The sequence below is a fragment of the Brucella cytisi genome (genome assembly GCF_038433355.1).
Taxonomy (GTDB): domain Bacteria; phylum Pseudomonadota; class Alphaproteobacteria; order Rhizobiales; family Rhizobiaceae; genus Brucella; species Brucella cytisi.
Window position 1 is genome coordinate 37387 of sequence record NZ_JBCAUP010000021.1, and the last position, 21626, is coordinate 59012.

Here is a 21626-nt window from a genome sequence, read left to right on the forward strand (position 1 = left end):
GGGCGTAGAAGCATGTTCTTTACAGAAGCGAATCCTTCTATAGTCCGGCCATGCCAATTCGACACTTAAGCGAAACCATCATCAATCAGATCGCGGCGGGTGAAGTCATCGAACGCCCCGCCAGCGTTATCAAGGAACTTGTCGAAAATGCCATTGACGCCGGCGCGACCCGTATTGAGGTCGTGACCGGCGGCGGTGGCAAGACCTTGTTGCGGGTGACGGATAATGGTTCGGGAATTCCGGTCGATGAACTTCCATTGGCAGTTTCCCGCCACTGTACCTCCAAGCTTTCCGATGATGTGCACGACATTCGCGCACTGGGGTTTCGTGGGGAAGCTCTGCCGTCCATCGGTTCAGTCGCAAAACTGACCCTCAAATCTCGCCCGCAAGATGCAGATTCCGGTTTCGAAGTTTCGGTCTCAGGCGGACAGCTTGACGGTCCTCGCCCTTCTGCTTTGAACCGCGGGACAATTGCCGAGGTGCGCGATCTTTTTTACGCGACACCTGCCCGTCTCAAATTCATGAAAACCGATCGTGCAGAAGCTTCCGCCATAACTGATGTCATCAAGCGCATCGCAATTGCCTTTCCGCATGTCCGCTTTTCGCTCGCGGGCACCGACAGGACACCGCTGGAACTGGCCGCAACCGGCAGCGGTGCAGAAGCAACGCTCGAGCGCATCAATCAAGTGCTTGGAAAAGAATTCGGTGAAAATGCGCTTGCCATCGATGCCGAACGCGACAGTGTGCGTCTGGCCGGGTTTGTCGGCATCCCCTCCCACAATCGCGGCAATGCCCTGCACCAGTTCGCTTATGTGAATGGGCGTCCGGTGCGGGACAAACAGCTTTTCGGCGCATTACGCGGAGCCTATGCTGACGTTATGGCGCGCGACCGTCATCCGGTCGCCGTATTGTTTCTGACGCTGGACCCGGCACTGGTCGACGTTAATGTGCATCCGGCCAAGGCTGACGTGCGTTTCCGTGATCCGGGCCTTGTTCGCGGACTGATCGTCGGTGCAATCAAACAGGCACTGGCGCAGTCAGGCATTCGGCCTGCAACCAGCGGTGCCGGTGCCATGCTGCAAGCGTTCCGCGCAGAAGGGTTCCAGTCGGCCTCACCATCATTCACATCGCGTCCCTCTTCGACTGCTTATGCATCAGGAAACTGGCGCCCCGCGCCTTCAGCTCCCATAAACGAATGGTCACCGCAGACCGCGCATCCGGCGCATCGACCGCTGGACTTGGGACCGGCACCCTCTTTTCAAGAAAGTGATCAGGCGACGCTCACTACTTTCAATGTGCTTGCTGCAGATACCCGGGCGACGCTTGACGAAGCGCCGGTGGAACTCCGGCAGAAGCCGCTTGGCGCGGCCCGCGCACAAATCCACGCGAATTATATTGTCTCGCAGACAGAAGACAGTCTCGTCATTGTAGATCAGCATGCAGCTCACGAGCGACTTGTCTACGAGGCGCTGAAAAACGCCCTGCATGCTCGCCCGATACCGGGACAAATGCTGCTTATTCCTGAAATCGTGGATCTGTCGGAAGAAGATGCCGAGCGGCTGGCAACCCACGCAGAAACACTTTCACGCTTTGGCCTTGGCATCGAACAATTCGGGCCGGGTGCTATTGCTGTGCGGGAAACACCCGCAATGCTCGGAGAAATGAATGTACAACAGCTGATCCGCGATCTTTCGGATGAGATTGCCGAGCACGATACATCTGAAGGATTGACGGCCATGCTCAACCATGTGGCCGCAACAATGGCCTGTCATGGTTCCGTGCGGTCGGGACGGCGGTTGAAGCCTGAAGAAATGAATGCACTTCTGCGTGAAATGGAAGACACCCCCGGTTCAGGCACCTGTAATCACGGTCGTCCGACCTACATCGAATTGAAACTGACAGATATCGAACGGCTTTTTGGCAGGCGCTGATAGAATTACCACCAAGCAAGAGCCGGTACTGCTGGACGCGACGCCCGGTGCTTGCTAGAGTCAGTCGCAAAGGTTTTAGATACATGAATAAATTTGAATCGCCCCGCTCATCCGAAGCTGTTCTGCGTTATCTCGACGGTGATTATGAAATCGTCAGGCACGGAGCCTATGTCGCGTGTGCTGTAACCGGCGCCCATATCCCGCTCGATGAACTCAAATATTGGAGCGTTTCACGGCAGGAACCCTACGCAACAGGCCTGATTTCCTTTGAACGTGAGTTGGAAGCCAATCCAGAACTGCGTAGCCGCAAGAAAGCTTAAAATTAGCCCGTAATACGGCTTTTGAAGCGCTCGATGATCGTGTCCAGAATGCGGTCAAGTCCATCATTGCGGTCAAATTCGAGATCGACGTCGAGGACAGCAAGTTTCGCCAGAAAGCCGGAAGTTACTCCAATCATCGTTGCCAGACGCACCTGATCCTTCGCTGTGGTAATCAATCCTAACCCCTGACGGCGTGCTGTGTCTGCCAGATTGCGAATATCGTCCGATGCAAAGCTGTGATGATCGGGGAACGAGCGTGTTTCCACAATCTCACCGCCTGCTTCAACAACACTTGCATAGAATTTTTCAGGATTGCCTATGCCTGCAAATGCAAGCCAACGATTGCCCGCTACCGGTGTGGTAGACGACGGCTTAAGCTGGGCTTCATATATCGGCCGACCTGCCCGCGCCGCTTGCCTGATAACGAAATCAGCACCGTCGCCCTTGCCGATGCGCAGTAAAGCATCGGTCTTACGCATCTGGTCTGTCAGCGGAGCACGTAAGGGGCCTGCCGGTATTACCCTGCCGTTGCCAATACCACGCGTCGCATCCACAACCAGCAACGAAAAATCGGCAAAAAGTCGTGCGCTCTGGAAACCGTCATCCATGATGATGAAATCGCAACCGAGCGTCTGTAAATGTCGAGCCGCCTTTAGTCTATCAGGACAGAGAGCCACCGAAGCATGTTGTGCCAGCAGAAGCGGCTCATCCCCGACATAACGAGCACTGTCATGAGCAGCATCGACAACGTGCAGTCCCTTGTAGGTACCACCATAACCGCGCGAGACGATTCCAGGGTTTAGACCTCGTGCTTTTGCCCCAGCAGCAAAAGCAATTGCGGTCGGTGTTTTCCCCGCCCCGCCTACGGTAAAATTGCCCACGCAAAGAACCGGCAAAGAAATTCTTGGTGGTGCCGCTTTCAAAAGCCGACGCCCCGCCACCGCTCCGTAGAGCCAAGCAGCAGGCGCCAAAGACCAAGCGCGCCAATCAGGTTTCTCCCACCAGAAAGGCGGCGCTTCGCTCGCCATCTTCAGTGACCGCCCGACTGATAGGCAGCCTCGTTGCGATTGCCTGGCAATTGTGCCTGCAGGATCAATGGCTGGATAAACGGCTCGAGCGCGACGAGCGTACGATCCAGTGCACCGCGCATGTCCCTGACCGTGCTTACCCCGGCATTGATCATGGCTCGGAGATGCTGAGGGTTGTTGAACAGGAAATTGATCGCTCCTGCGAGCATATTGCGATCCTTCACAATGCGTGCGCCACCATTCTTGATGAGACGTTGGAAGGACTCGCGGAAATTCTGAACATTTCGCCCGGTTAGCACGGCAGTCCCCATCATCGCCGGTTCCAGCGGGTTGTGACCGCCTTCCTTGGTCAGCGAATTACCAATAAACGCTATTTCAGTGAGTTGGAGGTAAAGTCCCATCTCCCCGATGGTGTCTCCCAACAGGATATCGGTATCGGCTTCAATCGGCTCATTGGCGCTGCGACGCGCGACCTTGAGCCCCTTTTCCACCAGCATAGCCTCAATGGCTGGAGCGCGATCCGGATGACGCGGAACGATAATCGTGACAAGATGCGGATAGCGCACTTTCAGCATCTGATGAACTTCTGCTGTGATCGCTTCTTCGCCGTCATGGGTCGAAATTGCTGCCCATGTCCGCCGTCCACCGATCTGGCGCTGCAATGCAGCCAAAGCCTGCGGATCGGCTGGCGGAGGATTCGTATCGACTTTTAGATTACCTGAAACACTGACCGGTCGCGCACCCAGCGTCCGAAACCGATCTGCATCAAGTTCCGATTGAGCGACCACATAGGCAAAATTTTCAAAGAGCGCTTCGGCGAGAGCCGGTCTCTTCTGCCAGGCAGCAAAGGAGCGGTCAGACATGCGCCCATTGACGAGGACCTGTGGCGTATGACGACTGCCGAGCGAAAGCACAGTTGCGGGCCAGACTTCAGACTCACAACCAATGGCAAGATCAGGTTTCCAGTGGTTGAGAAACTTGTTGACCGCTGGCTGCAAATCCAGCGGAGCATATTGATGGATAACCTTGTTACCCAACTGGTCCGCCACAACTTTTGCCGACGTCACAGTACCTGTTGTCAGCACAATATGGATACCCGTTGCGGCGATCCGCTCAATCAATGGCGTGATCGCGACGGTTTCACCAACGCTTGCCGCGTGGGCCCAAATAACCGGCCCCTGTGGACGCACAATGGCCGATTTACCATAGCGCTCGCCACGACGCGTTCGCTCTTCCTTACCGCGAGACGCTCGATAAGCGATGTAAGGCCCCATGAATGGATAGGCCGCAGAGCCGAGTGCACGGTAGGCAGACAACATACTGCGCGCCCATCGTTCGCTCATTTCGCTTTCTCCAACGCAGCATAGGCCCTGACGGTCGCGTCGTTGAGTTGGCGCGTTAGCTCCATGCGTTTTTCTTCCAGTTGCGTTTCATCGGCATCCGCGTCGACCCACACATTGTCGCCGCGCACGATAATCGAACGCCCAAAGGGCAGTGGAATCGTCGTCTTGTCCCACGACTTTTCCAAAACATGGTTCCGAGAGAAAGCATAAGCAACCGGTATTATCGGGCGACCGGACAATTTCGCCAATAAAATGATGCCTTCTCCGGCCTCACGCGCTTTGCTGTGAGCAATGTCCGCTATAATTGACGCCGACTGCCCGTTCTTGAGAGCGTTCTTCAGCGTCAGAAGCGCGCGTGCGCCACCCTTTTCAGGCTTGGAACGAGACCCTCGCCCTCCGGAACCGCGCACCGTCAACAATCCGAGTTTTTCCGCAACGCGAGCGTTCAGCTCCGCGTCAGCACTTCGCGAGAACATGGCAACCAGTTCAATTCCCTTGGGACAGATGAACGGCCCCATGAGATGTTGTCCGTGCCAGAAAGTCACGATGAACGGATCATCCTTACCCACCAGTGCCTGTGGATCTGCTGATTCCTTCAAGCGAGAATTGGTGAAGTAGACAAGCTTGAAGTAGGCCGTGATCAACCAGACCAGCAGAGCTTTAACCACGGCAGACTGCGCCAGCGGCCCGCGCATACGCCGCCAGAGGCGCTTCGCGAACCCTTGCTTCTTATGCCCGGTAGTCTGACCCGAGCTATCTCCGCTTTGCATCCGATGTTGGCCGGGAGCAGACAAACCGCTCAATCCGCCTTCAGCGTCACGCCTTCCGGATCGAGCAACCGATGCAGGTGCACGATGAAGTAGCGCATATGAGCATTGTCTACTGTTTGCTGTGCCTTCGACTTCCATGCAGTCTTAGCGGTCTCATAATCTGGGTAGATGCCAACAATATCGAGGTTCTCAAGATCACGGAACTCAACGGTACCGAGCTTTTTCAACTCGCCGCCGAATACCAGGTGAAGAAGCTGTTTTTTGTCGCCTTCGACGCTCATGACAATTATCCCTGAACAAATTTGGTTCGCGGCATGATTAACCCAAGGGTCAGTCCGCGACAACACTCAACATTTCCTGCAGAAGGTCCCCGCTGGCGGCAACGAGAGCACCATGGCTCAACGTCGGGCCGCCATATGTGATCGGTAAAGCATCGCTTGTCAGGATTGCCCCGCCCGACTCACTCAGGATCAGATCAGCTGCCGCCAGATCCCAATCATGCGAATTTGGCCGAATGAAGGTGCCCGCTATATCTCCGCGTGCGACCATTGCGATACGGTAGGCGAGGGAGGGAACATAAGGATGAATCTTTGCACGATCCCGCCAGCTTTCCGGCAGTGCCGTGACCATATTGCGCGCTGATGCGATGGTGACCTGTTCACCGGGCGACGGTAGTCTGACATGAATGGACGTACCGTTTTGCGATGCACCCGTCCCTTTGCCAGCCTCGATGAGTTCGTTGCGCGCCGGACATTCTAAAACGCCCGCCAACGGGCGACCATCTTCAACAATGGCAATGCTTACACACCATTGATCTTGCCCGGCAATATATGCGCGGGTGCCGTCAATAGGATCGACCACGAAGGCACGACAGCGTTTTGCAGCAGCCCGTTCATCGACGGTTTCTTCAGATATCCAGCCATAGTCCGGCCGCGCTTTCAAAAGAATGTCTTTCAAATAGCAGTCGACAGCCAGATCCGCTTCACTCACAGGCGATGAGCCATCCTTCAGCCAGACTTCCGGAGAACGACCGAAGTATCGCATCGCGATGCAACCAGCTTCGCGCGCAGCATCACGCAAGAGCGCCAGTTCACCGACAATTTCGTTGTGCTTGTCAGTTCCCGGCAAGTGTCATGCCTTCAATTACGAGTGTCGGCGCAGTCATCCCGAAGTTTCGATCGATATCGGAGGCAGGAGTCATATTGAGGAACATATCCTTGAGGTTCGAAGCAATCGTTACTTCGCTGACAGGATAGGCAAGCCCACCATTTTCGATCCAGAAGCCCGATGCTCCGCGGCTATACTGGCCAGTGATCATGTCCACGCCCTGCCCAAACACCTCAGTCACGTAAAAACCTGTGCCAACGGCACTGATTAGCTCGTCCGGCGACTGGGAACCGGGCTCAATGGCAAAATTGGTAGACGCCGGCGAAACACCGGAACCCGAGCGGACGCCACGGCCATTGCCTTGCAGGCCAAGTTCGCGGGCGCTCGACCCAGAAAGCAACCATTGATTGAGAATTCCGTCTTCAACCATCGTCAAAGGCTGTCCCTCAATCCCTTCGCCATCGAACGGGCGGGAAGAAGAGCCACGCACGCGCAGCGGATTGTCGGTAACATTTATGCCCTGTTTGAGAACCTGCTTACCAAGACTGTCCCGAAGAAAGCTCGTCTTCCGCGCAACCGAGGCACCGTTAATCGCACTTGCAAGATGTCCGGCAATACCGCGCGCAAGGCGAGGATCATAGACAACCGTCACGGGGCCCGTTTTTGCCTGACGTGCATCCAACCGCCGCACGGCGCGTTCACCCGCGCGACTTCCGATAGCACTGGGCGTATCGAGATCGGAAAAATGCAGGCGCGAACTGAAATCGTAATCGCGCTCCATCTTCGTGCCCTCGCCCGCAATGGCGGAGACCGATCGTCCAAAGCGTGTGGCTGCGTAATGCCCCGAAAATCCCGTAGACGTGACCAGCACCAGACCACCCAAGCTACGCGAGGCGCCTGCTCCCCCTGAATTCGTCACACCCTTGACTGCGAGTGCAGCCGCTTCTGTCGCAAGTGCGTCCTGCGTCAGACGTTCGGAATCGATATCCGTCGAATCGTAGAGATCAAGATCACGAGCCGAAACAACAAGCAGCGATGGGTCGGCAAGCTGCTCGTAAGGATCTTCCGGCGCAACACGCGCCATGGCAACAGCGCGCTCTGCGAGACGGTCCGGATCGGCGCTCGCATTAGCGGAAACACTGGCGATGCGACGGCCGACAAAAACACGCAAAGCGAAATCGTCACTTTCCGACGATTCGGTTCCCTCAACCTTGCCTAATCTCACCGACACACTCACAGAGCGCGCTCGCATCACGACTGCGTCAGCGTAATCAGCACCCGCCCGTTTGGCAGCAGCCACGAGTGCGGCTGCTCGATCGACAAGTTTCTCTGCCGAATTATCTGAAATCATTATATAATCCGAGTTTCTCAAGTTTATCGCGGCTCAACCTTGCACCACAGTCTGCAGCGGGACTTGCCAAAAAATATCGTCAAATTGTTCGACATCGGGCTGATTACAGCCATATCTTGTTTCTATATTGCCGAAATCAAAGGGCTTCAAGACAAGCCCTTCTACATTTCTCCAAATTCCAAGAGCTGAGTATGGTTGCAACTGGCGGAAGTCTCTACCTACAGTGTCTGATGATTTTGGGCGGTGCAATAATCGCTGCGCCGCTATTCAAGCGGTTGGGGCTCGGCACGGTCCTCGGCTATCTTGCGGCAGGCATCACGATCGGCCCCGTGGCACGCCTCATTGCAGACGGAGAAGATTTTCTGCACTTCTCCGAGCTTGGCGTTGTCTTTCTTCTCTTCATCATCGGACTTGAGCTGAAACCCTCAAGACTTTGGGCGTTGCGCCAATCGATCTTCGGTCTTGGTACCGCCCAGGTTCTGCTTTGTGGAGCAGCCCTGACTGCGCTTGGCATCTACTTTGCGGGCCTCAGCTCCGAAGCAGGGATCATCATCGGTTTCGGTCTCGCGCTTTCGTCTACGGCATTTGCCATGCAGGTTTTGGAGGACCGGGCCGAAACGAACCAGAAACACGGTCAACGTGCTTTTTCAATTCTGCTGTTCCAGGACCTCGCCATCGTACCGATCCTTGCGATTATTCCGGCACTTTCGCCGAATGAACCGTCGCAGGTGAGCGCGGGTTTCCATCTTGCCACGGCAATTGCAGCCATTGCAGCACTGGTCGTCGCGGGGCGTTATCTCATCAATCCGATGTTCCGCATCATCGCCAACACGGGTGCTCGGGAAGTAATGATTGCAGCGGCGCTCTTTGTTGTGCTCGGATCGGCCAGCTTACTTCAGGCGGCTGGTCTTTCGATGGCCATGGGGGCATTCATCGCAGGCGTATTGCTGGCCGAGTCATCCTACCGGCACGAATTGGAGGCCGACATCGAACCCTTCCGCGGTATTTTTCTTGGATTGTTCTTTGTCTCTGTCGGCTTGTCGCTGAACCTCACGGTGATCCTGCAATACTGGAAGATTATTCTTCTTGCAGTGCCCGTCTTCATGGCGACCAAAATTGCGATCATTTATCTGCTGTGCCGCGTCTTCCGATCAAGCCATAACGATGCTGTGCGGATCGCATTTCTTTTGCCGCAGGGTGGCGAATTCGCCTTTGTTCTTTTCTCGGCAGCTTCTGCCGCATCCATAATCTCAAGCGCACTCGGCTCAGAGCTTGTAGCTGCCGTCACCGTATCCATGGCGCTAACACCGCTTTCCGTTTTCGTTGGCTCAAAGCTGCTTATCAAGGACAAGACTGTCGATGTAATTGAAGAAAATTTCGAGGGTGCAGGTTCTGACGTACTGATGATCGGATTCTCGCGATATGGTCAGATAGCGTCGCAGATTCTGCTTGCTGGTGGTATCGACGTAACCGTGATTGACAGTTCACCTAACCGTGTCCGCGCTGCTGGAAAATTCGGTTTTCGTATCTATTTCGGTGACGGCACCCGCAAGGACGTGCTGGAAGCGGCAGGTATAAGAAAGGCGAAGATCGTCGCTATCTGTACCCACAAAAAGGAAACGACTAACCACATCGTCAACCTCATACAGTCCGAATATCCAGATGTTCGGCTGTTCGTTCGCTCATACGATCGCGAGCACACACTGCAATTGCGCGCTCAAGGTGTCGAATATGAACTGCGTGAGACTTTCGAGTCCGGATTATTGTTCGGACAGCGTACCCTGGAAGGACTCGGTGTAGCTGAAACACAAGCCTACGAAATTCGCGAAGATGTGCGCCAGCGTGACGAAGACCGTCTCCATGTGCAGGCCTCGGAAGGAATCATGGCTGGCCGTCATCTGCTCTTCAATAAACCGGTCACACCAGAACCTCTGGTCAAACCCACACGCGAAGGTCAACGCATCGACAAAGGCGCGGATGACATCATATCCGCCTCGCCGTCAAGCGGCGCAGTCGGATCACCGGTTCCGGCGGAATAGCAAAAACTTAGGACGCCGATAAATTCAGGTCGCAAGCGTGGAATTTATCGGCACCACTTTTCCCTCGACTGCCAGTTCGATAGCACGTTTCAGCTCGTCGCGAACACCGGCGCTCTGTGACAGTATTTGTTCGAACTTCAGGAAATCCAGAAGCCCGATCCTCTCAACATTAGGGCGAATAAAAATGTGCGGCGGACGAATGCGAAATTTGTTTTCGATGATGGAGCACATGGTCAGCTGGTTCGCCCCGATCACTGCCTCGAACGTGGTTGGCATGTAGTCATCTGGTCCGACCGGCGTGCCGACAACGTCGATACCGATGACAATATTGGCCTCATCGAACAGCAGATCAAAGGGTACTGGATTGAACAAGCCGCCATCGACCAGAATGCGGCCATCCCTACGCACCGGAGCGAAAACTGGTGGTATGGCACAGGATGCCGCGACGGCCGAATGCAGATCGCCATCGCGAATATGGATTTCCCGAGCGGCGTGAAAGTCCGCCGCTGTGATAGTCATCGGGATTTTCAGCTCTTCTACATTCATCGGCAGGCTTGCAGGCAAAAAGACGTCCAGCACTTTTTCGATATTGAACTGGCTGACGCGCAAGCCACCTTTCAGCAATTCTACCCAGCGCGCAGGGCGGGTTTGCCACATACGCTTTGCGACTTCCGAGCGGCGATTGAAAATCGCCGCCATATATTCATGAACTTCCTTGCCCGTCATGCCGCTCGCCATTCCGGCTCCGACAATCGAACCTATCGAGGAGCCTGCAATTGCAACCGGTTTGATACCAAGTTCATCGAGTACCTCGACAATATGGATGTGGGCAATGCCGCGTGCCCCACCTCCGCCGAAAGCGACGGCAATTCGGGGCGATGACGGCACTGCCTTTTCCAATTTGGCACCTTTTAGCTTTGGGCCGGGCCGAAAATCAATATTGCCGGTTCCGCTTCAAGCAGTTTCTTGGCAATAGCCTTGACCTGATCCAACGTTACAGCATCAATCAACTCCGAGCGCTTGTCGATATAATCACGCGGAAGTTCTGCTTCCTGCAAGCTAACGAGAGTTTCAGCAATAGCGGCGGATGAATCCAGATTGTTGACGGCGTAAGATCCCTTGAGGAAGTTTTTGGCAGCAGCAAGTTCGTCTTCCGTGGGCCCGTCCGCGGCCATAGCAGCAACCTGCTCGCGGATAATCTTCAGGGATTCCTGCGCTTTGTCAGGACGGGTCGCAGTCGAAATCATCAATGCCGAAACGTGATCGCGCATGACCATGGATGACGATACCGAATAGGCAAGGCCACGCTTTTCACGCACTTCGGCATAAAGACGCGATGTAAAGCCACCACCCAGAATATGGTTCATCAGATAGGCTGCAAAGAATTCGGGATCCTTGCGCGGAATTGCCGGATAGACAAAGCTGATCGAGGTCTGCGGCATATCGAAATTGAGGCTGGTCGTCGTGCCAAGTGCCAGTTTGGCATCGGGTACAGGAACCAGTTCGGCCATCGCGGGGAGATCGCCGAACACCTTATCCAGCAACGCCCCCAAATCCTTCGCATTGATCGAACCCACAACGCCGATAGTCAGACGGTCACGCGCAAAGTTCTTGCGGTGAAAGTTCACCAGATCGTCACGCGTGATCGACTGCAGTGATTTCACCGTGCCATCATCGGGATGCGCATAAGGATGGTTCCCGTAAAGAACTTCGGAGAACTTACGCGAAGCAATCGTCGAAGGGTTGCGTTGTGAGGATTCGATACTCGCAACCACCTGCTGTCGAATACGATCAATTGCATCCTGGTCGAAGCGAGGCTTGTTGACAGAAAGAGCAAGCAAGTTTGTGACTGCGTCGCGATTTTCCGCGAGCATGCGAATACCGCCCGAAACGGAATCCTGTGTTGCAGAAAAGCTCATTTCCGCGCCCAGATTGTCTATCTTCTCCTGAAACACATCCGATTTCAGGTCGCCCGCTCCCTCGTCGAACAGCCCTGTCATCAGGTTAGCCAACCCTTCCTTCCCGGAAGGGTCCTGCGATGTGCCACCCTTGAATGAGAACCGCATGGAAATAAGCGGGACTGAATCGTCTTCTACCAGCCAGGCATGAATACCTTTTGGCGAAACAACTTCCTGAATTTCGATTGCGCGCGCCGGCAAGGCGCACACGATCAACAATGTCACGGATGCGGCAAGAACACCCACAGCCGACCCGGCATAGCGAAAGTCGAAAACACGTCTGAAGTTCAACGTAAGAATGTTCTTCACTGGATCGCTCCTCCCGCACCATTGGCCCCGGCGCTTCCCGCTGACGCATCCGGGTTCTCGCGAGCGCTCTCCGGCTCGGCGTCCGGAGGAAGCAGGTAACTCGTTACCGATTGGTCTTTAACGAGATAACGCGTCGCCACATCCTTGATCTGATCGACTGTGACACCCTTGATGACCTCCGGCCATTTCTGGATATCGTCAACCGTTTGACCAACAGACAGCGACGAGCCATAAATCCGGGACATCCCTGTCTGACTGTCGCGTGCAAAGATAACCGCTTTCAGGAAACGATTGCGAGCTTGATCAAGCTCGGTCTGGCTGACACCGTCTTTGATGATCCGTGTCACTTCTGCTTCAACGGCCTTTTCGACATCGCCAAGCGTCGCGCCATTGCGCGGCGCGCCATATACAGAAAACGTACCGTCATCAAGCGCATCGCCACCATAGCTCGCGCCCGTATTGGCAGCGATACCCTGCTTGACGATCAATTCCTGATAAAGGCGTGAACGCAACGAACCGCCGAGAATTTCGCTCAGTAGATCGAGGGCGGGGGCATCCCCTGGTTTTACATTCGGAAACCGTTTTTCGTTCGCATAGGAAGGAACAAGCCACGACACACGGAATGAGGGGGTGCTTACACGCTCATCGTGCAACGTCACGACGCGGGCGGCGTGCTTCGCGGGCTCCTGCGGACGCTCACGCGGTAGAACTTCGGCGCGTTTCGGCACCTTTGCCCATGTCTTCAACGTCAGCTCGCGTACGCGTTCCGGTGTAACGTCTCCAGCGATGATGAGCGTTGCGTTATTCGGTGTGTAATATTGCTGATAAAAGTCGATGGCGTTCTTGAGGCTTAGCTTTTCCATTTCCTGCTGCCAGCCAATTACAGGCTTGCGATAAGGATGGTTATAGAAAAGAACAGCGTCGCTATTCTCCATCAGCATGGAAGCCGGATTGGAATCAACTCGCATCCGGCGTTCTTCCAGAATGACATCCCGTTCGGTTTTCACTGCTTCTTCATTGAGCACCAGATTTTCCATCCGGTCCGACTCGAACTGCATCACCATTTCCAGCGCTTCGGGAGATACCCGCTGGAAATAGGCCGTATAATCATAGGAGGTGAAGGCGTTTTCTTGCCCGCCGATGGAGGCGACTTTCGCCGAAAACTCGCCAGCCGGGTGGTTCTTCGTGCCCTTGAACATCAGATGTTCGAGAAAATGCGCTATACCCGAAACACCGAGCGCTTCATCGGCCGATCCCACATGGTACCAGATCATCTGCGTTAAGACTGGAGCGCGATGATCGGGAATGACGACCACTTCCAGACCATTTGGCAATGTGAAATGACTGACCCCGTCGGATTGGGTGATTTCGGGAAGGGCGACTTGGTCGACAGCAGGCGTCGGCTGTGTTTCAGTGACCGCAGCAGGTTGGCTTTCTGCCCGGACGGCGCCGCTTGCCAGTGGTAAAGCCAGCACGAAACCCAAGGCGGTAGACAACAGCAAGCGCCGGAGTGAGGGGTTATTCACCAAGCGACATCTCCAATCGGTTTCATTCCCGCCCGGTTCTTCCGGGCAGCATTTCAATTTTTATGCGAACAGAAGCGTCCGCTAATTCAACCGGCGGCTTTCAACTGGATCAGCCGAATAATCGTGCCCCCGTAGTTGCGCTCTTCCAACACGACGAATCGCTCATCAAGCTTGAGCGCCGCCTCAGCATCTTCTTCAAGCACCAAAAGTGCGTCAGGATTAAGCCAACCACCTTGAAGTGCAGACAAAAATGCCTTTTCCCCCATACGCCGCCCATAAGGCGGATCGGCAAAAACCAAATCGAACGGCTCCATCGTACCGACGATACCCAACTGACAGGCGTCGCGCCGCAAAATCTTGGTGTGCCCCTGCAGACTGAAAGCCTCGATATTCTGACGCAACAATCCCCGCCCCTCCGCAGATTCTTCCACGAAGGTCGCGTAGCGCGCACCGCGCGATAGGGCCTCAAGACCAAGCGCGCCTGTCCCTGCAAATAGGTCGAGGACGCGTGCGCCCTCTACCTTGTTGGGGAAATTATGCGCGAGGATGTTGAACAGGCTCTCGCGTGTGCGATCGGTGGTGGGACGAATGGCGTTGGTCGAAGGCGTTACGAGCGCACGCCCGCGCAATCTACCGCCGACGATCCGCACCACCGCCTCCAGTTCTGCCACCGCCTGACTTGCCGCCACCCGGCTTTCCACCTGGTTTACCACCCGGCTTGTTTCCCGGTCCACGACGCGGTCCATCCTTCGGACCATCATCAAAACGACGAGATTTATTACCCGGTCCGCTGCTGCGCGGGCCTGAGCGCGTATCGCGATCGGATGCACCAAAACGACCTTCACCACGCGGTCCGCCCGGCTTTCCCGTCTTGCGACCCTCGAAGCCGCCCTTACCGTGCTCTACAGTCCGGCCTTCCGCGTCGCGCAATTCTGCACGCTCGCGTTTGCCGGGACGACGCTCCTTGCGTCCATCCTCACGCTGCTCACGGCGCTCTGGATGTCCCTCTTCCGAACGGTTTCCTTCCGGACGCGGACGCTGTGGACGAGCGTCCTTATCAAAGCGGCCTTCCGGTCGCTTGTTATAGCGGCGTTCACTACCTTCGTCGCGTCCCTGCTCCTCATCACCAGCCCGACGCGGGCGCATCTGCAGATCGCCACTGAATTTCGCTGAACGATGCGGAACTTGACGTTCCACACGGGCGGGCTTGGCAGCCGCATTTTCGCCCTTGGGACGCGCACCTGGAGCCATCCAGACATTGGCGTTTCCGCGACGACGCGGCTCAACCTTTTCGGCTCCCTTATCTTCGCGACCGCGACGACGCTGAGGACTGCTGGAAATCCATTCACGTTCGCGCGGGCCACGCCGGCGTTCGCCTTCCTCGCCCTCATCTTCCACGTCGCGACGAGTCCGTCCCTGAACAGCGGCATTGGAAAACTCGTTCAGAACAGGCGCATCGAAATCCGCGCCTGAATCCTCAATCAACTTGTCACCAAGCTGATCTCGCAGGATACGTCCCTTGATTTCGCGTACTGCACCTTCTTCAAGATCACCGAGCTGGAACGGACCAAACGAAACGCGGATCAGACGTCCAACAGTCAGACCAAGAGCGCCCAGAATATTCTTTACTTCACGGTTCTTGCCTTCGCGCAATCCGATAGAGATCCAGACATTGGCACCCTGCTCACGCTCAAGCGTTGCTTCAATACTGCCGTAGAAGACGCCATCGACGGCAATGCCGTTCTTCAGCTCATCAAGCTGTACCTGTGTGACCTTGCCGTGGGCGCGAACGCGATAGCGGCGCAGCCAGCCGGTGGATGGCAGCTCCAGAACGCGCGACAGACCACCATCATTGGTGAGCAGCAACAGACCTTCGGTATTGATGTCGAGACGACCAACTGAAAGTACGCGTGGCATCTCGGCAGGCAGTGCCTCGAAAACCGTTGGGCGACCTTCAGGATCGCGATTGGTCGTCACAAGACCCGCAGGCTTGTGATAAAGCCAGAGACGGGTACGCTCGGTCTGCTTCAATGGCTTGCCGTCGACCGTAATAATATCCGTGCGCTTGACATTGACCGCAGGGCTCTCAAGCACCTTGCCATTCACGGCAATACGGCCAGCAACGATCATCGTTTCCGCTTCACGGCGTGAAGCTATGCCTGCGCGTGCCAGACGCTTGGCGATACGTTCGCCCGTGTCCTCTTGCCCCTCGGCGTCGCGCGGTCCGAATTTACGTGGCTTGTCACGTCCGCCGTCATCGCGGCGCGGACGAGTGTCACGATCTGGCCGACCGGGACGGTCGGAGCGCCCTCCACGGCCATGCGGACGCTTGCCATCCTTGTTGTCATCATCTTTAGTCATCTGGTATTGGCCTTTCAGCAGCGCTGCCGTGTCACCTTACACCTTTAATGACAGGCAAGGGACAGCCGGAAACAGGAACGCTGTATAAATCCGTTCGCAAATCGGTTTCGATTTCGAGAATTATGCAGTAACAAATCGCTTCATGGCTTGCGAGCGAAATTTCCGAAAGAATGCACGAAATGGAACAGGCATGAATAAGAGTGCCAAAGTCCCGGACCCAAATAAGGCTACCCCCATGGAGATAGCACTTGCAGAAGCGCGCGCTGCAGGTTCACGTGGAGAGGTTCCAATTGGCGCAGTCATCGTACATCAGGACACGATCATTGCACGAGCAGGCAATCGTACACGTGAGTTCAATGACGTAACCGCCCATGCCGAAGTGCTTGCAATTCGTGAGGCTGGAAAAGCCCTACAATCCGAACGTCTGGTCGACTGCGATCTTTATGTGACGCTGGAACCATGCGCGATGTGCGCAACCGCCATTTCTTTCGCCCGTATACGTCGCCTCTATTACGGCGCCTCCGACCCGAAAGGTGGTGGTGTGGAACATGGGCCACGGTTTTATACGCAGCCCACCTGCCACCATGTACCGGAGATTTATGCGGGTTTCTCCGAGGGGGATTCACAGAAAATCCTGCGGGATTTCTTCCGAGACAAGCGCTAGCTTCTGCTCAGAGCCTTGTGTCCGGCCATGTAGCGCAGCGTATTATCCTGCAGCATGAAATGATGAATAAGAGCCATCAGAACGTGTCCCGCAATTATTACAAGCAGGCCCCAACCCAGCAAACCATGCAATGCGCTGCCCGGAGCGGTCAGCGCGGCATTTTTCACATCGGTCTGCTCGAAAATCCGGATGCCAAGAAACGAGAAGCCTCGCCCGCCGCCATATGTGCGCAGCAGAGCCAATGCAGGAACTGCGAACATTAGGCCATAGATAACGAGATGCCCGAGTTTAGCCAGTTTGCCGACATGGCCTGACTTATGCGGACGACGACCTGAGTTCAACAATCCCCAGACCCCGCGTAATAGTACAAGCACCATAAGCGCGAAACCAAGCTGGTAATGAGCCGACCAGAAGATATTGTAGACCGTCGTATCTTTAGCCACGACGCGTAGAATTGCTGACGCAAACTGCCAAAGAAACAGGAGAGCCATCAGCCAATGAAGAGATCGACTGATTAGACCATATCCCGACGGCGTATCCCAGATAGTGTTCGTATCGTTCATCAAATCATACCTTACATCCCATGTTGGCATGATAAGATCTGCATGAAAGGAATCTTTGATTGAAATCAAATATACGTCAAAACTGCCAACATTAAAAAAATTTAATAATCGTTCCTGCGAGAAAACAGATTAAACATTCACTAAAACTACTGAAATAATAAGCCACAGTAAATTCTATTTACTGTGGCTTATTATCAAGAAAATAAATTCAGCAAACGATTAGTTCCAAGGCAAATAGTCGCGCCAGCCCTTGGATTTGCCGGATGCCTTCTTGCGCTCACGTTCCTTTTGCGCCTCGTCCGTACCCAATTCGCCTACAGCTGCAGTAGACGCAGGCTCACGATAAGTAAGCGGCGGTTCGCTCAAATAACGGCGTGTCGTCGAGGAACCCTGAACCTGCTGCTGGCGTGCAGCCTTGTAGGCCGCAACCTTTGCCGGGTCGAATGTTGGCGTACGGGACTCATAATCTTCGCGGCGGCTGTTACCACTCGGCAATGCTGCCTGAATGTTGGACGCTACCGGACCATCCTGAACGACCGGCGACACGAAATCCGGATCATCGCGGTTTGCCGTGATCTCGTCACGCAGACGCTTGCGACGCTGTTCCGGCGATTCTGGCCAATTCGGATCGTTGGCGCTAACAACGCTTTGTTGCGGAGCGGGCAACTGACCTTTATCCCCCGGAGCCGGACGAACCAGGTCGGGGCGAGGCTTGTAGTCAATCCGTTCTTTCTTGTTCTTACCCTGTCCGAAGCTCGCCATATTCGACACATCGTCAAAGAGCTGTGCTCCTGCGGTCTTGTCGGTTCCATAGGTTGGCGAAGAAACGCAGCCGGATAGCGAAACGCCCGCTATCGCTGTCATAAGCACCAGAACTCGTCCTTCAATCTTCATTAGCGCCACTTCTTTTACGCTTGCCGATTTTATCTTCACCAAAATTTGCTCAAGCAAGCCTTGACTGAAGAAACCGGCAACTCCAAGGCAGATCTTGAAATTATCCGAGGAATGCCTTGTACATGAGTGCAACCCATGCGGCAATCCGATGTTAATCGGTATTTCACCATGTCCGAAGAAAGGATTGCAACCCGTTTCCTTCTGAAAATACCCCCAACATATGAAGCGCCGAGGGTAAAACCTTCAGAACTCCATCAAGCTTCAAGCTTGCCGAGTGCCTTGAGTTCTCGGAGAGCAGCAGCGTCGCGCGCCGAGACATCGGGAAACTCGGGATCGGAACCAACATCCGTCGTATAACGCCACGAACGGGCGCACTTTTCACCTTCGGCGCGTGCGGGCACAACAGCAACACCTTTCACATCAGAAAGCGTGAAAGCGTCTTCCGGTACAGCCGCATCGCTCAACGAAATACCGCTGGTGATGCAGATTTCCGCAAAATCAAGACCTTCGAGCGAATCGGTCAAGCTCTTGTCGGAAATGTAGACGAGCGGTGCAGCTTCGAGCGAGGATCCAATGCGCTTATCCGCACGCTCCAGTTCCAGAGCGCCAGTAACGACACGACGCACCGCACGAACCTTGCGCCACTTTTCGGCCAGCACATCATCCCGCCATTCGGCAGGTGTCGGACGGAACTGCTCGGCATGAACCGAAACCGATTGTGGATAGCGGTCGAGCCAAGCTTCTTCCATAGTGAAAGGCAGCATTGGCGCCAGCCAGGTCGTCAGGTGATCAAAGATTTCACGCACAGTCTGAAGCGCAGCCGTACGGCGCACGCTCGACGGCGCATCGCAGTAAAGCGCGTCCTTGCGAATATCGAAATAGAAGGCCGAAAGCTCGACATTCATGAAGTCGATAAGCGTGCGAGCGATGCGCTTGAAGTCGAAAGCATCATATCCAGAGCGAACAACTTCATCCAATTCAGTCAACCGGTGCAGCATCAAGCGCTCAAGTTCCGGCAAATTCGCATAGGGAAGATTGTCGCCTTCATCGTGGGCGAGCGTGCCCAGCATCCAGCGGATCGTGTTGCGCAACTTGCGATAAGCGTCGATATTAGTCTGGATGATGCTCTTGCCGAGGCGCTGATCTTCCCAATAATCGGTCGTCATGACCCAAAGACGCAGGATATCCGCACCGGATTCCTTGATGACGTCCTGTGGAGTGACTGTATTACCGAGCGACTTCGACATCTTCTTGCCGTGCTCATCCATGGTGAAACCATGGGTCACGACGGCATTATATGGTGCCCGGCCACGCGTACCGCAGCTTTCCAGCAGCGACGAATGGAACCAACCGCGATGCTGATCCGAACCTTCGAGATAAACGTCAGCCGGCCATTTCATGTCCGGGCGGTCTTCCAGCGTGAAGGTGTGGGTCGAACCGGAATCGAACCACACGTCCAGAATGTCGCGCACCTGCACCCATGGTTCATCGGTGCGGTTGCCGAGGAAACGCTCGCGCGCTCCTTCGGCAAACCATGCATCAGCGCCTTCGGCTTCAAAAGCATCGAGAACACGCTTGTTGACCGCATCGTCCTGAAGGATGTTACCTTCTTCATCGACGAAAACACAGATAGGCACGCCCCAGGCGCGCTGACGCGAAAGCACCCAGTCCGGGCGGCCTTCGATCATCGCGCGCAAGCGCGTCTGACCGGCAGCCGGTACGAACCGCGTATCGTCGATGGCCTTCAGCGCGCGCGAGCGCAGCGTGGTGCCGTCGCCGAGGTTCTTGTCCATATAGACGAACCATTGCGGCGTGTTGCGGAAGATGACCTGCTTCTTGGAACGCCAGGAATGTGGATAGGAGTGCTTGAGGCGACCACGGGCGAAGAGCTTGTCACGGGCGATGAGCTGATCCATCACCGATTTGTTGGCGTCGCCCTTCTTGCCGTTATCGTCGATGACGCGCGCGGGGCCGCCATCGCGATCCGGACCAAAGCCCGGCGCGTCCTTGGTATAGAACCCACCATCATCGACCGGGAACGGGATGCTCGGATCGATACCGCGCGCTTCCAGTTCACGAACATTGTTCATCCAGGCTTCAAAGTCTTCACGACCATGGCTTGGTGCGGTGTGGACGAAGCCCGTGCCCGCATCGTCGGTTACATGATCGCCGTCTAGCATTGGCACTGCGAACTCATAGCCGCCGCCAAAGCCCTTCAGCGGGTGATCGAGCACGATCTTGCCAAGCTCGTCTGCCGAAATACCGCGCAGGCGCTTGAACTGGAGCTTTGCCTTGGCGAAGCTTTCCTCAGCCAGCTTGTCGGCGAAGATGAGCTTTTCGCCCGGGCGAGGGCCAAAGTCGTTCTCGGCTTCCGTGACTTCATAAAGCCCGTATTCGATGCGCGACGAATAGGACACGGCGCGATTGCCGGGAATGGTCCACGGCGTGGTCGTCCAGATCACAACATCGCTGCCGGAGAGATCATTCTGGCCGGCGACCGGGAACTTAACCCAGATCATATCCGACTCGACATCGTGATACTCGACTTCAGCCTCGGCGAGTGCGGTGCGCTCGACGACCGACCACATCACCGGCTTGGAGCCGCGATAAAGCTGACCGGAAGCCGCGAATTTGAGAAGCTCGCCAGCGATACGCGATTCAGCGTGGAAGTTCATCGTCGTGTACGGGTTTTCGAAATCGCCGAGGATAGCAAGGCGCTTGAACTCTTCCGACTGGACCTTGATCCAGTTGGTCGCAAATTCGCGGCATTCCCTGCGGAATTCGTTGATCGGCACTTCGTCCTTGTTCTTGCCCTCAGTGCGATATTTTTCCTCGATCTTCCATTCGATCGGCAGGCCATGGCAGTCCCAGCCCGGAACGTAGTTCGAGTTATAGCCGCGCATCTGGAAAGAGCGCGTGATAACGTCCTTGAGAATCTTGTTCAGCGCGTGGCCGATATGGATATTGCCGTTGGCGTAGGGCGGACCGTCGTGCAGCACATAGAGCGGGCGATCCTTGGCCTGCTCGCGCAGCTTTTTGTAGAGATTCATTCCCTCCCAGCGCTCGACGAAAACGGGCTCGCGCTGCGGCAAGCCAGCACGCATCGGAAACTCGGTCTGCGGCAGATAAAGGGTTTTGGAATAATCGATTTTGGTCGTCTCAGTCATGAGGGTATTCGCCTGTGAAGCCCCGGCCGGAGATGGCGGGCAAGTGGATCAAAGAAAACAGGGGACTGTAAAGCACAGCCAGTCGCTCCCGGACCTCCGCGCCAGATATTACCTGGCAAAGCAGCCATTCAGGCAAAGCGGGAGGCCGGGCCAATAATTCGTATGGCCGTCATGATAAGCCGAAAATCCGTCATCATGGGCACGCTTTTAGCAATGAGCTTCGCAGGAATAAAGAGGCCAGAAGGGCAAAGACGCAATAAAACTGCATCCCTGCCCCTGAAAATGTTCACATTGA

General features: G+C 55.4%; 18 protein-coding genes. 4 read left to right on the top strand and 14 right to left on the bottom strand.

Translation table 11 applies throughout. The annotated features are described in order from the left end of the window. The first annotated feature begins 50 nt into the window (after positions 1–50). A complete protein-coding gene (mutL, locus tag AAE521_RS18850; RefSeq protein WP_342062137.1) occupies positions 51–1931 on the top strand; it encodes a DNA mismatch repair endonuclease MutL in 1881 nt (626 codons plus the stop codon). Positions 1932–2014: 83 nt separating this feature from the next. Beyond that, positions 2015–2251: a DUF2093 domain-containing protein gene (locus AAE521_RS18855; protein ID WP_071633569.1), complete on the top strand. Its 237-nt coding sequence runs from the start codon at positions 2015–2017 to the stop codon at positions 2249–2251. A gap of 2 nt (positions 2252–2253) precedes the next feature. Here the strand turns inward: AAE521_RS18855 and lpxK are convergent, their stop codons facing one another. Genes lpxK through AAE521_RS18885 form a run of 6 tightly spaced genes read right to left on the bottom strand, consistent with a single transcriptional unit; the run spans position 2254 to position 7850 of the window. Next, positions 2254–3279, bottom strand: a complete 1026-nt coding sequence (gene lpxK, locus AAE521_RS18860; RefSeq protein ID WP_342062138.1) for a tetraacyldisaccharide 4'-kinase — start codon at positions 3277–3279, stop codon at positions 2254–2256. A 2-nt stretch (positions 3280–3281) separates the two neighbouring features. After that, a complete protein-coding gene (waaA, locus tag AAE521_RS18865; protein WP_342062139.1) occupies positions 3282–4622 on the bottom strand; it encodes a lipid IV(A) 3-deoxy-D-manno-octulosonic acid transferase in 1341 nt (446 codons plus the stop codon). Beyond that, a complete protein-coding gene (locus tag AAE521_RS18870; RefSeq protein WP_342062164.1) occupies positions 4619–5392 on the bottom strand; it encodes a lysophospholipid acyltransferase family protein in 774 nt (257 codons plus the stop codon). Before AAE521_RS18870 ends, waaA begins: the two co-directional genes overlap by 4 nt. A 29-nt stretch (positions 5393–5421) precedes the next feature. After that, on the bottom strand, positions 5422–5673 hold the full coding sequence (locus AAE521_RS18875; protein ID WP_071633573.1) for a DUF4170 domain-containing protein: 252 nt from the start codon (positions 5671–5673) through the stop codon (positions 5422–5424). Positions 5674–5722: 49 nt separating this feature from the next. Next, positions 5723–6520, bottom strand: coding sequence for a 3'(2'),5'-bisphosphate nucleotidase CysQ (locus AAE521_RS18880; RefSeq protein WP_071633574.1), 798 nt, complete (start codon positions 6518–6520; stop codon positions 5723–5725). Beyond that, positions 6507–7850 carry a TldD/PmbA family protein gene (locus AAE521_RS18885; RefSeq protein ID WP_071633575.1) on the bottom strand — a complete coding sequence of 448 codons (1344 nt, stop codon included), beginning with the start codon at positions 7848–7850 and terminating at the stop codon, positions 6507–6509. The genes AAE521_RS18880 and AAE521_RS18885 overlap by 14 nt, the downstream gene beginning before the upstream one ends. Positions 7851–8041: 191 nt before the next feature. Between AAE521_RS18885 and AAE521_RS18890 the strand changes: the two genes are divergently transcribed. Then, positions 8042–9889, top strand: a complete 1848-nt coding sequence (locus AAE521_RS18890; RefSeq protein ID WP_342062140.1) for a monovalent cation:proton antiporter-2 (CPA2) family protein — start codon at positions 8042–8044, stop codon at positions 9887–9889. Between the two features lie 24 nt (positions 9890–9913). Here the strand turns inward: AAE521_RS18890 and AAE521_RS18895 are convergent, their stop codons facing one another. The 5 genes from AAE521_RS18895 to AAE521_RS18915 form a co-directional block, all read right to left on the bottom strand. Further along, entirely contained in the window at positions 9914–10789 is an 876-nt protein-coding gene (locus tag AAE521_RS18895; RefSeq protein WP_342062141.1) for a patatin-like phospholipase family protein, read from the bottom strand. Between the two features lie 11 nt (positions 10790–10800). Then, the gene (locus AAE521_RS18900) at positions 10801–12147 is read right to left on the bottom strand and encodes a M16 family metallopeptidase (RefSeq protein WP_342062165.1); all 1347 of its coding nucleotides are present in this window, start codon (positions 12145–12147) and stop codon (positions 10801–10803) included. 5 nt (positions 12148–12152) lie between these two features. Then, on the bottom strand, positions 12153–13682 hold the full coding sequence (locus tag AAE521_RS18905) for a M16 family metallopeptidase (RefSeq protein ID WP_342062166.1): 1530 nt from the start codon (positions 13680–13682) through the stop codon (positions 12153–12155). A gap of 86 nt (positions 13683–13768) precedes the next feature. Then, positions 13769–14332: a 16S rRNA (guanine(966)-N(2))-methyltransferase RsmD gene (gene rsmD / locus AAE521_RS18910; RefSeq protein WP_342062167.1), complete on the bottom strand. Its 564-nt coding sequence runs from the start codon at positions 14330–14332 to the stop codon at positions 13769–13771. After that, on the bottom strand, positions 14313–16043 hold the full coding sequence (locus tag AAE521_RS18915) for a pseudouridine synthase (RefSeq protein WP_342062142.1): 1731 nt from the start codon (positions 16041–16043) through the stop codon (positions 14313–14315). Before AAE521_RS18915 ends, rsmD begins: the two co-directional genes overlap by 20 nt. 190 nt (positions 16044–16233) lie before the next feature. On the opposite strand from AAE521_RS18915, the gene AAE521_RS18920 reads away from it, so the two are divergent. Beyond that, a complete protein-coding gene (locus AAE521_RS18920) occupies positions 16234–16707 on the top strand; it encodes a nucleoside deaminase (protein ID WP_342062143.1) in 474 nt (157 codons plus the stop codon). On the opposite strand, the gene AAE521_RS18925 is transcribed toward AAE521_RS18920, so the two are convergent. The 3 genes from AAE521_RS18925 to ileS form a co-directional block, all read right to left on the bottom strand. Further along, positions 16704–17270 carry a cytochrome b gene (locus AAE521_RS18925; RefSeq protein WP_071633589.1) on the bottom strand — a complete coding sequence of 189 codons (567 nt, stop codon included), beginning with the start codon at positions 17268–17270 and terminating at the stop codon, positions 16704–16706. The two genes, AAE521_RS18920 and AAE521_RS18925, sit on opposite strands and share 4 nt — an antisense overlap. A gap of 219 nt (positions 17271–17489) precedes the next feature. Then, positions 17490–18164 (bottom strand): hypothetical protein, encoded by a 675-nt coding sequence (locus AAE521_RS18930; RefSeq protein WP_071633581.1) that lies wholly within the window; start codon positions 18162–18164, stop codon positions 17490–17492. Positions 18165–18418: 254 nt separating this feature from the next. Beyond that, positions 18419–21331, bottom strand: coding sequence for an isoleucine--tRNA ligase (gene ileS, locus AAE521_RS18935; RefSeq protein WP_342062144.1), 2913 nt, complete (start codon positions 21329–21331; stop codon positions 18419–18421). Positions 21332–21626: the final 295 nt, after the last annotated feature.

What these genes read in the sequence shown, in the direction of transcription:
- AAE521_RS18890 (WP_342062140.1), top strand. Translation starts at nt 8,042, where the DNA reads ATGGTTGCAACTGGCGGAAGTCTCTACCTACAGTGTCTGATGATTTTG.
- AAE521_RS18885 (WP_071633575.1), bottom strand. Translation starts at nt 7,850, where the DNA reads ATGATTTCAGATAATTCGGCAGAGAAACTTGTCGATCGAGCAGCCGCA.
- AAE521_RS18855 (WP_071633569.1), top strand. Translation starts at nt 2,015, where the DNA reads ATGAATAAATTTGAATCGCCCCGCTCATCCGAAGCTGTTCTGCGTTAT.
- AAE521_RS18930 (WP_071633581.1), bottom strand. Translation starts at nt 18,164, where the DNA reads ATGAAGATTGAAGGACGAGTTCTGGTGCTTATGACAGCGATAGCGGGC.
- mutL (WP_342062137.1), top strand. Translation starts at nt 51, where the DNA reads ATGCCAATTCGACACTTAAGCGAAACCATCATCAATCAGATCGCGGCG.
- AAE521_RS18925 (WP_071633589.1), bottom strand. Translation starts at nt 17,270, where the DNA reads ATGAACGATACGAACACTATCTGGGATACGCCGTCGGGATATGGTCTA.
- AAE521_RS18915 (WP_342062142.1), bottom strand. Translation starts at nt 16,043, where the DNA reads ATGACTAAAGATGATGACAACAAGGATGGCAAGCGTCCGCATGGCCGT.
- AAE521_RS18875 (WP_071633573.1), bottom strand. Translation starts at nt 5,673, where the DNA reads ATGAGCGTCGAAGGCGACAAAAAACAGCTTCTTCACCTGGTATTCGGC.
- waaA (WP_342062139.1), bottom strand. Translation starts at nt 4,622, where the DNA reads ATGAGCGAACGATGGGCGCGCAGTATGTTGTCTGCCTACCGTGCACTC.
- ileS (WP_342062144.1), bottom strand. Translation starts at nt 21,331, where the DNA reads ATGACTGAGACGACCAAAATCGATTATTCCAAAACCCTTTATCTGCCG.
- lpxK (WP_342062138.1), bottom strand. Translation starts at nt 3,279, where the DNA reads ATGGCGAGCGAAGCGCCGCCTTTCTGGTGGGAGAAACCTGATTGGCGC.
- AAE521_RS18870 (WP_342062164.1), bottom strand. Translation starts at nt 5,392, where the DNA reads ATGCAAAGCGGAGATAGCTCGGGTCAGACTACCGGGCATAAGAAGCAA.
- AAE521_RS18920 (WP_342062143.1), top strand. Translation starts at nt 16,234, where the DNA reads ATGAATAAGAGTGCCAAAGTCCCGGACCCAAATAAGGCTACCCCCATG.